8 protein-coding genes are annotated in these 10,958 nt (G+C 76.7%); 4 read left to right on the forward strand and 4 right to left on the reverse strand.

All coding sequences use genetic code 11. The annotated features are described in order from the left end of the window. Positions 1-366: group II truncated hemoglobin (locus MCM47_RS00870; protein WP_238739989.1), on the reverse strand; the 366-nt coding region annotated here is incomplete at its 3' end. 290 nt (positions 367-656) lie between these two features. Here MCM47_RS00870 and MCM47_RS00875 point away from each other — a divergent pair. The 3 genes from MCM47_RS00875 to MCM47_RS00885 all read left to right on the forward strand — a co-directional run bounded on the left by MCM47_RS00875 (position 657) and on the right by MCM47_RS00885 (position 3,544). After that, the gene (locus tag MCM47_RS00875; RefSeq protein ID WP_238739990.1) at positions 657-1,430 is read left to right on the forward strand and encodes an SDR family NAD(P)-dependent oxidoreductase; all 774 of its coding nucleotides are present in this window, start codon (positions 657-659) and stop codon (positions 1,428-1,430) included. Positions 1,431-1,453: 23 nt separating this feature from the next. After that, positions 1,454-1,888: a MerR family transcriptional regulator gene (locus tag MCM47_RS00880; protein ID WP_238739991.1), complete on the forward strand. Its 435-nt coding sequence runs from the start codon at positions 1,454-1,456 to the stop codon at positions 1,886-1,888. A gap of 114 nt (positions 1,889-2,002) precedes the next feature. Next, positions 2,003-3,544, forward strand: coding sequence for an AMP-binding protein (locus MCM47_RS00885; protein WP_238739992.1), 1,542 nt, complete (start codon positions 2,003-2,005; stop codon positions 3,542-3,544). Here the strand turns inward: MCM47_RS00885 and MCM47_RS00890 are convergent. Continuing rightward, entirely contained in the window at positions 3,537-4,442 is a 906-nt protein-coding gene (locus MCM47_RS00890; RefSeq protein ID WP_238739993.1) for a LuxR C-terminal-related transcriptional regulator, read from the reverse strand. The two genes, MCM47_RS00885 and MCM47_RS00890, sit on opposite strands and share 8 nt — an antisense overlap. Positions 4,443-4,666: 224 nt before the next feature. Between MCM47_RS00890 and MCM47_RS00895 the strand changes: the two genes are divergently transcribed. Further along, positions 4,667-5,500, forward strand: coding sequence for a TIGR03084 family metal-binding protein (locus MCM47_RS00895; RefSeq protein WP_238739994.1), 834 nt, complete (start codon positions 4,667-4,669; stop codon positions 5,498-5,500). A gap of 284 nt (positions 5,501-5,784) precedes the next feature. Here MCM47_RS00895 and MCM47_RS00900 read toward each other — a convergent pair whose 3' ends face one another. Further along, positions 5,785-9,051 (reverse strand): error-prone DNA polymerase, encoded by a 3,267-nt coding sequence (locus MCM47_RS00900; protein WP_238739995.1) that lies wholly within the window; start codon positions 9,049-9,051, stop codon positions 5,785-5,787. 141 nt (positions 9,052-9,192) lie between these two features. After that, positions 9,193-10,958: hypothetical protein (locus tag MCM47_RS42475; RefSeq protein WP_305067927.1), on the reverse strand; the 1,766-nt coding region annotated here is incomplete at its 5' end.

Genomic DNA, 10,958 nt, shown 5'->3' on the forward strand with positions numbered 1-10,958 from the left:
CGTGCCCCAGTCGAAGTACTCCAGCACCCGCCGGCGCAGCAGCTCGTCGTCGGGCAGCTCCTTCCGGACCGCCTCGCCCATCAGCTCCATCCAGCGACCGCGCTGCTCCTCGGTGATCGCGAGGCCCAGGTGCGAGCGGAGCAGCGACTGGTGGCCGCCGAGCTCGTCGGTGAAGCGGGCCGGGCCACCGAAGATCTCGCCCAGCCAGACGGCGACGTGCTCGATGTGGGTGGTGGTGAAGTTCGCGAAGACGGGCGCCAGCACCGGGTCGGCCAGCACACCCTCGTAGAAGGTGTTGCTCAGCCGACGCAGCGCGTCGATGCCGCCGACGGCGTCGTACAGGCTCTCGGACCGTTCGTCGCTCATGCGTGTTCTCTCCCCGTGAATGGGTGCGTCGGCACCGTCTGTCCGACACCTTCCTAACAGTCCGGCGGGGGTGCCGAGTCCCCCTGCGGGCCCTGTTCGCCGCGGGCTCAGCAAGCGGAGGCGCACGTTCCCGGTCCGGGCCGGCCGTACCGCCGGGCCGTGCCCGGCCGTCGCCCCCCTGCCGCTTGCCCCCCCCCTGCCGCTTGCCCTCGTTGCCGCTTGCCCTCGTTGCCGCTTGACCTCGTTGTCGCTTGACCTTGACGCTGGCGGCAGGGTTGGAGGCTTCCGGCATGAACGAGAGCACGGAGCACGAGGCAGTCTCCCGGGTCGTCCTGGTCACCGGGGCCGGCACCGGGATCGGACGGGCCACCGCACACGCCTTCGCCGCGCAGGGCCCGCAGGTGCGGGTCGTGGTGGTCGGCCGGCGCGCCGAGCCGCTGGCGGAGACGGCGCACGCCCACCCCGACCGGATCCACCCGCTGGCCGCGGACATCACCGCACCCGGCGCCCCCGAGGCGGTGGTGCAGGCGGTGGGGGAGCGGTACGGGCGGCTGGACGTCCTGGTCAACAACGCCGCGATCGTCCGCAGCGGCGCCGTCGGCGGCCTGGACCGGGCGGGGATCGACGCCCTGCTCGCCACCAACCTGACCGCCCCCCTGCTGCTCGGGCAGGCCGCGCTGGCGCCGCTGGAGGCGAGCCGGGGCGTCATCGTCAACGTCACCACCTCGGTCGGGCAGCGCGGCTGGCCCGGCAACTCGGTCTACGCCGCCGGCAAGGCGGCGCTGGAGTCGGCCACCCGCAGCTGGGCGGTGGAGCTCGCGCCGCGCGGCGTCCGGGTGGTGGCGGTGGCGCCGGGGGCGATCGACACGCCGATCGGCGAGCACTCCGGCCTCGGCCCGGAGCAGCGCGCGGCCGTCCGGCAGTGGCAGATCGTCCACACCCCGCTCGGCCGGATCGGCCGGCCCGCCGAGGTCGCCTGGGCCGTCACCCGGCTCGCCGCGCCGTCGGCCTCGTTCGTCACCGGAGTAGTGTTGCCCGTCGACGGCGGCGCCGTCGTGGGGTGACGGGGGCGGAAGGACGGGGCGGGGTGCTGATCGGCGAGCTGGCGAGGGCGACGGGGAGCACGGCCCGGGCGCTGCGCCACTACGAGCAGGCCGGGCTGATCGGCTCCTCGCGCGCGGCCAACGGCTACCGGGAGTACGACGAGTCGGCGGCGGTGCGGGTGCGCAACATCCGTGCGCTGCTGGCCGCCGGGTTCACCCTGGAGGACGTCCGGCCGTTCCTGGACTGCCTGGACCACGACGTCCTGGCCGCCCCGCCGTCCGCCGCCGCGCTGCGGATCGCCCGGGAGCGGCTGGCCGTTCTGGAGCGCCGGATCGAGGCGCAGACCGCGGCCCGGGACCGGCTGGTCGCCGCCCTGGCGGCGGCGGAGCGGGCCCGCGCCGGCGCCGGAGCGGGCCGGGCCCTCACCGGGACGGCCGCACCCACCGCAGGTACGGCCCCGGCCGGCGCCGGGAGTTGACCCGGCCGGCGCCGGGAGTTGCGCGGGCGGCGCCGGAGTTGCGCGGTCGGACCGAACGGGTGACACCCCCGATCGGGGGTGTGCAGCGCGGCATGGGCGGAGGACAGTGGGCGCATGCAGATTCCCCTCTCCGTGATGGACTTCCTCGACCGGGCCGAGCTCGTCTACGGCGACCGGGTCGGCATCGTCGACGAACCGGTCCAGCCCGCCCCGTCCTGGGGCGAACTGACCTACCGCCGGGTCGCCGAGCTGGCCCGGGCCCAGGCCGCCGGGCTGGACCGGCTGGGCGTCGGGCCGGGCGAACGGGTCGCGATCGTCTCGCACAACTCGGCCCGGCTGATGACCTCGCTGTTCGGCGTGAGCGGGCACGGCCGGGTGCTGGTGCCGGTGAACTTCCGGCTCAAGGCCGAGGAGGTGTCGTACATCGTCGAGCAGAGCGGCGCGTCCGTGCTGCTGATCGACCCCGAGGTCGCCGAGGCGTTGGACGGTGTGACGGCCGAGCACACGTTCGTGCTCGGCGCCGAGAGCGACGCGCTGCTCTACGACTTCGACCACGCGCCGCGCCGGTACGAGAGCGGTGAGGAAGACACCGCGACGATCAACTACACCAGCGGAACCACCGCGCGTCCCAAGGGCGTCCAGCTCACCCACCGGAACATCTGGCTGAACGCCGTGCTGATGGGCCTGCACTTCGGCGCCACCGACCGGGACGTCTACCTGCACACCCTGCCGATGTTCCACGCCAACGGCTGGGGCCTGCCGTTCGTGCTCACCGGGCTGGGCGCGCAGCACGTCGTGCTGCGCAAGGTGGACGGCGCCGAGATCCTGCGCCGGGTCGAGCGGCACGGGGTGACCTTCCTGTGCGGCGCCCCCGCGGTGGTCCAGATGGTGCTGGACGCGGCCGCCGACTGGGAGGGGCCCGTCCCCGGCCGGGACCGGGTGCGGATGATCGTGGCCGGCGCCCCGCCGCCGACCTCGGTGGTGCAGCGCGTCGAGGCCGAGCTCGGCTGGGAGTTCATGCAGATCTACGGCCTGACCGAGACGTCGCCGGTGGTGACGGTCAACCGCGGCCGCTCCGAGTGGGACGTCCTGGAGCCCGCCGAGCGGGCCGAGAAGCTGGTGCAGGCCGGCTCCCCCGCGATCGGCAACAAGGTGGCGGTGGACGGCCAGGGCGAGGTGCTGGTCCGCTCCAACGTCGTGCTGTCCGGCTACTGGAACCAGCCGCAGGAGACCGCGGAGGCGATCCGGGACGGCTGGTTCCACACCGGTGACGGCGGCACCCTGGTCGACGGGTACCTGACCATCTCCGACCGGAAGAAGGACGTGATCATCAGCGGCGGGGAGAACGTCTCCTCGATCGAGGTGGAGGACTGCCTGTACGACCACCCGGCGGTCGCCGAGACGGCGGTGATCGGCGTCCCGGACGAGAAGTGGGGCGAGACGGTCAAGGCGCTGGTGGTGCTCAAGCCCGGCCCGGAGGCCGCCGGCGTCTCCGAGGCGGACCTCATCGCGCACTGCAAGCAGCGGCTGGCCGGCTACAAGTCGCCCACCTCGGTGGAGTTCCGGGACGCGCTGCCGCGGACCACCACCGGCAAGCTGCAGAAGTTCCGGCTCCGCGAGCCCTACTGGGCGGGGCGGGAGCGGAAGGTCAACTGACCCCGGCGCCCGGCGCCAGCAGCCCGGACTCACGGGCCAGCAGCGCGAGTTCGGTGCGGTTGCGGGCGCCGAGCTTGTGCATGGCGTTCTTCAGGTAGCCGGTCACCGTGTTGCAGGTGAGGCCCAGTTGGGCGGCGATCTCCGGGTTGGTCCGGCCGGTCGCCGCCCAGCGCAGCACCTCGTGCTCGCGCCTGGTCAGCGCTGCCGACCGGGCCGGCGGGACCGGCGGGACCGGCACCGGCACCGGCACCTCGGCTTTCGGCGACCGCCCTCCGGCCGGCGCGCCTCCGGCCGGCGCGCCGCTCCAGGCCGCCGCCCCGGCCAGTGCCCGGGTGGCGGCCGCGGCGAGTCGGGTGACGGCGGCGATCCGCACGTCCCCGAACGGGACGACCGCGCGCAGCGAGGCGTACACCACGCCGTGCACCGCGCCGCCGTGCAGCAGCGGAACGGTGAGCATCGCGTAGAGGTCCTCGGCGGTGACGGCGGCGTCGTAGTGGTGCGAGATCGTGGTGGCGGCCCGGTAGTCGGGCACCCAGGTGGGGGCGCGCTCGGCCAGCGCCCGGCCGCCCAGACCGGTCCCGGCGGGGACGGCGAGGTCGTGCAGCAGGTCGGCCCGGGTGCCGGCCCAGTGCCGCAGGACCATGCCCTCCGGGTCCCGGGCGCGGCGTCCCGGCTCGGGCACGCCGACCAGGCCGACGTCGGCGCCGCAGTCGGCGACCACCCGGCGGGCGAGGTCGCCGAGCACCGCGTCCCGGACCAGATCGGCGGCCCGGCGGGCGAGGTCGTCGCCGTCGAGGCCGTCGGCGGGACGGCTGCCGGCGGCACGGCCACCGGTGTCGCGGCGGCCGGCTGCGCGGGTGCCGGCCGCACGGGTGGGGGTGTCCGCAGCCCTGGTCATCGCGCGATTCTCACACGCGGTGCGGCCGGTGGCGAGGGTCGCGACCGGCCTCCTCCGCCGAGTTCCGGGCGGGGGCGCCGAGCGGGGCGTAGGGTGCGGGCTCGGGTTACCCGCGAGTCACATCTGACCCGCGGCGGGTTCCGACCGATCCGGCCGCCACCGGCGCGGACCGCCGCGGACGGGACCCACGACGGACACGGACGACAGACGTGAAGGGGATGCCGATGACGACGGACCCGAAGGGCCCGGGCGCCCAGGGCGTGCTGGCCGGCCTGCTCGACGACCTGCGGGCCGAGAGCGCGGTGCTGGACGGCCTGGTGGCGGGGTTGGAGCCGGCCGGATGGGCCGCGGACACCCCCGCCCACGGGTGGACGATCGCGCACCAGATCGCCCACCTGGCCTGGACCGACGACTGGGCGGAGCTCTCCGCCCGCGACCCCGAGGCCTTCACGGCGGAGTCCGGCCGCGTCTTCGGGGAGCTGGTGGCCGCGGGCGCCGACCCGGTGGAGGACGGGGCGGCGCGCGGCGCGGCCGAGGAGCCGGCGAAGCTGCTGGACCGGTGGCGGGCCGGACGGGAACGACTGGCGGCCGCGCTGGCCGCGGCCCCGGGCGACGCCCGGCTGCCCTGGTTCGGGCCGCCGATGAAGGCCCCGTCGATGGCCACCGCCCGGCTGATGGAGACCTGGGCGCACGGGCAGGACGTCGCGGACGCGCTGGGCGTGGTCCGGGAGCCGACGGCCCGGCTCCGGCACGTCGCGCACCTGGGGGTGCGGACGGCGGGGTTCGCCTTCTCGCTGCACGGCCTCCCGGCCCCGACCGACCCGATCCGGGTGGAACTGACCGCTCCGGACGGCGAATCGTGGACCTGGGGGCCGGCCGACGCCGCGGACCGGGTGAGCGGCCCGGCGCTGGACTTCTGTCTGCTCGTGACGCAGCGCCGGCACCTGGACGACCTCGCCCTGACCGCCACCGGCGGGACGGCGACGGCCTGGCTGCCGATCGCGCAGGCCTTCGCGGGTGCGCCCGGCCGGGGGCGGCAGGCGGGCGGCGGGCAGTGACCGGAGCGGGGCGCCGCCGGGCCGCGCCGGTCGGGGCCGGACCCACCCGTCGGATCGACTGATTGTTCGTCATATCCGCATGCCGGACGGCCAAACCACTCCTTCCGGCGATGTGCAGGGTTCGGGCGCGAATGATGCAATACCCGAGAGGCCCGGCGCGGCGCAGGCACCCCCACGACTGCACCGCGCCGGCCCCCCTCGGCCGTCTCGCCCCTTCAGCCGCCTCGCCCACCCGTCGGTGCCGTCGGATCGCCGGGCGGCGCCACGGCGCCCCGGCGCCGCCCTCAGATCCCCAGCCGCAGCGGGCTGAGCCGGGTGGCGACCAGGTTGGTGGCGCCGCGGTCGCGCTCGATGTGGCCGTGGACCAGCAGGCCGGCCCGGTCGAGCGCGGTGCGGCGCTGGGACTCCCAGACGGGGCGACTGCAGATCACGTTGATCAGGCCGGTCTCGTCCTCCAGGCTGAGGAAGAGCACCCCGCCCGCCGTCGGCGGCCGCTGGCGGTGCGTCACCAGTCCGCCGATCACCACGGCGGTGCCGGGCGCCACGTCCGGCAGCTGGGCGGCGGTCAGCGCCCCGCCGCGCTCCAGGTGCGGGCGCAGGTGCTGGACGGGGTGGCTGGTGGCGGAACTGCCGGTGGCCCAGAGGTCGGCGATGGTCTCCTCCACCGGGGTCATCCCGGGCAGCTCCGGGGCCTCGGTGCCCGGCGTGGTGCCGGGCAGCAGCGCCGCCGAGACGCCCGCGTACGCCCCTGCCGCCCAGAGCGCCTGCCGCCGGCCCAGCCCGAAGCAGCCGAACGCGCCCGCCGTGGCGAGGGCTTCCAGCACCGGTGCGGACAGGCCGGTCCGGCGGGCGAAGTCCTCCAGGTCCGCGTACGGCTGACCGGCCGCGATCGCCTCGGCCTGCGGGGCGCCGATCCCCCGGACGGTGTCCAGACCGAGCCGGATGGCCGGCTGCGGCCGGCCCGCGGTGAGCGGCGGCTTCGGGGTCGGGCCCCGGTACGGCTCCAGGGTCGGCCGCGGCCCGCTCGCGTTGACGTCCACCCCGCGCACCCGGACGCCGTGCCGGCGGGCGTCCGCGATCAGGCTCAGCGGCGAGTAGAAGCCCATCGGCTGGTTGGCCAGCAGGGCACAGGTGAAGGCCGCCGGGTAGTGGTACTTGAGCCAGGCGCTGGCGTACACCAGGTAGGCGAAGCTGATCGCGTGGCTCTCCGGGAAGCCGTAGTGGGAGAAGGCCTCGATCTTGGTGTAGACGTCCTCGGCCACCTCCTCGGGGATGCCGCGTTCGGCCATGCCGGCCAGCAGCCGGTCGCGGAGCCGGGCGACCCGCTCGTGCGAGCGCTTGGACCCCATCGCCTGGCGCAGCCGGTCGGCCTCGGCGGGTGTGAACCCGGCACAGTCGATGGCCAGTTGCATCATCTGCTCCTGGAACAGCGGCACCCCGAGGGTCTTGCCGAGCGCGTTCTCCATCAGCGGGTGCGGGCAGCCGGCCGGCTCCGCCCCGGCCCGGCGCCGCAGGTACGGGTGGACCGAGCCGCCCTGGATCGGACCCGGGCGGATCAGCGCGACCTCCACCACCAGGTCGTAGAAGTGGTCAGGCTTGAGCCGCGGCAGGGTGGCCATCTGGGCGCGCGACTCGACCTGGAACACGCCGACCGTGTCGGCCCGCCGCAGCATCGCGTAGACGCCCGGATCGTCGTCCGGGATGGTGGCCAGGGTGTGCCGCACGCCGTGGTGTTCGGCGATCAGGTCACAGGTGTCGTGCAGTGCGGCGAGCATGCCGAGGCCGAGCAGGTCGATCTTGACCAGCCCGGCGCCGGCCACCGACTCCTTGTCCCACTGCAGCACGGACCGGCCCGGCATCCGGGCCCACTCGGTGGGGCACATCTCGCCGATCGGCTCCCGGGTGAGCACCATGCCGCCCGAGTGGATGCCCAGGTGGCGCGGCAGGCCGTGGAGTTGGCCGGCCAGGGCGAGGACGTCGGCGGGGATGACGGCGTCCGACCCGGGGGTGGAGCGGAAGTCGGCCTGCCGGCTGAACGCGTCCACCTGCCCCTGCGGGTAGCCGAGCACCCGGGCCGCGTCGCGCAGCGCCAGCCGGGGCCGGTAGGTGATCACGTTGGCGACCTGGGCGGCGTGCTCGCGCCCGTAGCGGCGGTAGACGTACTGGATGACCTCCTCGCGGCGGCGGTTCTCGATGTCCAGGTCGATGTCGGGCGGTCCGTCGCGGGCGGTGGAGAGGAAGCGTTCGAACAGCAGCTTGTAGTGGATCGGGTCGACGGCGGTGATCCCGAGCGCGTAGCAGACCGCCGAGTTGGCCGCCGAACCGCGGCCCTGGCACCAGATGTCCTCCTGCCGGCAGAAGTCGACGATGTCGTGGACGATCAGGAAGTAGCCGGCCAGATCGAGCTCCTCGATGACGTCCAGCTCCCGGGCGAGCTGCCGGCGGGCGGGGCCGTTGCCGGACCCGAAGCGGGCCGGCCCGCGCTCGGCGACCAGGGCGCGCAGGTGGCTGATCTCGGTGTGCCCGGGCGGAACGGGGTAGCCCGGCAGTTCCGGGTCCAGCCGGGTGAAGTCGAAGGCGCAGGCGCGGGCCAGGTCGACGGTCGCCTCCCGCACGCCGGGGAAGCGGGCCAGCCGGCCGGCCATCTCGCGCCCCGAGCGCAGGTGCGCAGTGCCGGCCGCGTGCGTCCAGCCCGCCGCCTCCTGGAGCGTGCGGCGCTCGTGCAGCGCGGCGAGGCTCTGGGCGAGCCGGCCCTGGGCCGGGCCGGCGTGGTGGGCGTTGGTGGAGGCGACCACGGCCAGGCCGAGCCGGGCGGCGGAGGCGGCGAGGGCGTCGTTGCGCAGGTCGTCGCCGGGCAGCCACTGGTCGATCAGCTCGACGTACACGTTGTCCCGGCCGAACGCCTCGACGAGGCTCTGCAGCCGGTCCTCGGCCGTCCGCCGGCCGTCGGGGCCGCCCTCGGCGAGGGCGGCCGGCACCCGGCCCAGGCGGCAGCCGGTGAGCACCGCCCAGTGGCCGCGGTGCGCGGCCGCCAGCTCCGCGAAGTCGTACGCCGGGCGGCCCTTGGCCCCGCCCGCCAGTTGGGCGGCGCTGATCGCCGCGGAGAGGCTGCGGTAACCGGCCGGGTCGCGGGCCAGGACCAGCAGGTGCTCGGTCTCCCGGCGAGGGCGCCGGGCGGGGTCCGGCTCGTGACGGAGGGTCAGTTCGGCGCCGAACACCGTGCCGATGCCGGCCTCGCGGGCCGCCTCGGCGAAGCGCACCGCGCCGTAGAGGCCGTCGTGGTCGGTGAGGGCGAGCGTCTCGACGCCCAGCCGGGCGGCCTCCGCGACCAGCTCCTCGGGGTCGCTGGCACCGTCGAGGAAGCTGAAGGCGGAGTGGACGTGCAACTCGGCCCAGGCCGGGGCGCCGCTCGGCTCGGCGGGGCGGGGCGCCCGCTCCTGCGTGCGGCGACGGAGCGGGACGACCTCGCCTCCGGCCGGGCCCGGCCGGCCGCCGGCCAGGCGCCGGTGCAGTTCGCTCCAGGGGAGTGAGGAGTGGCTGGTGAAGCCCATCGGGGGTCGTGCCTTCGGTCGTGCTCTGCTGTTGACTCCCCCCGCTGCCTCCCCCCGCTGTTGCCCCCCCCCCCGCTGTTGCCCCCCCCCCGCTGTTGCCCCCGGCCGCCGTTGCCCCCACCGCTGGTGCGGCCTGCCGGGTCAGTCGTAGCCCGCCTCCACGAACCACTCACCGCCCTCCACCGTGAGCAACAGCGCCCGGCCGTCCGCCACCGTGACCTGGAAGCGCGCCCGGCGGCGGGCGCGCGCCTGGTCCCACCAGTACTCGACCGCCGGCCAGGGCCCGGTCCAGCCCTCCACCGCCAGCTCCCGCCCGCGCAGCGCGACCCGGTCGGGCCGGGCCGACACCCCCGCCCGGCCGTCCACCACCACCGGGAGCCCCTCCGCGTCCAGCACGACGGCCGGCACCGGGGTGCGGTGCACCACGGCCGGCCAGACGTCCGGCAGCCGGCCCGGCCAGGGCGCGTCGGCCGGGGCCGCCGGGTCGTACGGCTCGCCCCACGGCACCCGGACCGCCTGCTCGGCCGGGCCCCGCCCGCCGGCCGGCTCGATCCGGCGCAGCCCGGCGTGGCCGAGCACCGCCTGGACCCGGGCGACCGCGCGCTCCACCCGGTCGTCCGCGACCGCCTGCCCCCAGAGCGCCAGCTGCCGCCCCTGGTCCGGGGAGAGGTCGTCGGGGACGAGGCGCAGGGCGGTGAAGCCCGCGCCGTGGGGGGCGGCGCCCGCGCCGTGCTCGTCCTCCGCCCCGGCCGGGGTGTCGAACGTGCCCGCGCCCTGCCAGGCCTGGAGCTGCCAGCGGACGCGTTCGGCCAGCGCCGTCGCCGACAGCCGGCCCTCGTGGCGCCAGAGCCGTGAGACGGTCCGCCCGTCGGCGCAGGCCACCTCGACGGCGACCCGCTGGCAGGTCAGGCCCGCGCCGGCGAGCCGCCGGTGCAGTTCCTCGGCCAGGGTGCGGGCCACGAACACCAGCGGCTCGGCGAGCGGCTCGGGCGGGTCGAAGCGCTGCTCGACGGAGAGGTCCGGCCCCTCGGTGCGCGGGACCAGCGGGCGCGGCTGGAGCCCCCGGGCCAGCCGGTGGGCGACCGTGCCGGTCGGGCCGAAGCGGTCCGCGACCGCCTCGGCGGGCAGCGCGGCGAACGCCCCGACGGTGGACAGGCCGAGCCGGTCCAGCAGTTCCGCCAGCGTCTCGTCCCCGAGCGCGGCCACCGGGTAGGGCGCGAGGAACTCCGCCGTCCGCCCGGCCGGCACCAGCACCCCGGCGCGGGCGGCCAGCACGGCGGCGAACAGGCCGTCGGCGACGCCGACCCGGCCGTGCGGGGCGGGGGGCGGGGTGGTCGCGGGTTCCGCTCCGGGTGCCGCCGGACCGGCGGCCGGGGGCGGGTACTCGGCGGGGCGCTCCTGCGGCGGGTACCCGGCGGGGCGGGCGAACCCGCCGCGCGCGCCGTCCCGGGCGGCCGGCGCGGCGGCGAACAGCTCGTCCACGGCCGCCGCCCGGCGGCGGGCCCCGGCCCGGTCGGCGTCCGCCGGGTGCAACGGGGTGACCGCCGCCGCGCCGCGCTCGCGCCGGGGGGTGCCGGCGGTGGGGGCGGGGTCGGTGCCGCGGTCGGTGTCGGCCCGCGCGGGGGTCGACCCGGCCGGGTGTGCGGCGCCCGCCTCGGCATCGGCGGGGTGGGTCTGGGGACCCGCGTCCGGCCCGGCTCCCCCGGCCGGGCCGCTCCCGGACCGCTCGGCCGGCGGGCGGGCCAGCGCGGCCGCCACCGCCGCCTGCACCTTGGCCGCCAACGCCTCCTCGCCGCCGAAGTACCGGCTCGGCCCCTTCACCGGGATCGCGCACAGCCCCGGGCGCAGCACCTCCACCCGGGGGGTGAACGCCTCCACCGCGGCGACCACCGGCTCGAACCGGCGGG

It is taken from the genome of Kitasatospora sp. A2-31 (assembly GCF_022288725.1).
GTDB lineage: Bacteria > Actinomycetota > Actinomycetes > Streptomycetales > Streptomycetaceae > Kitasatospora.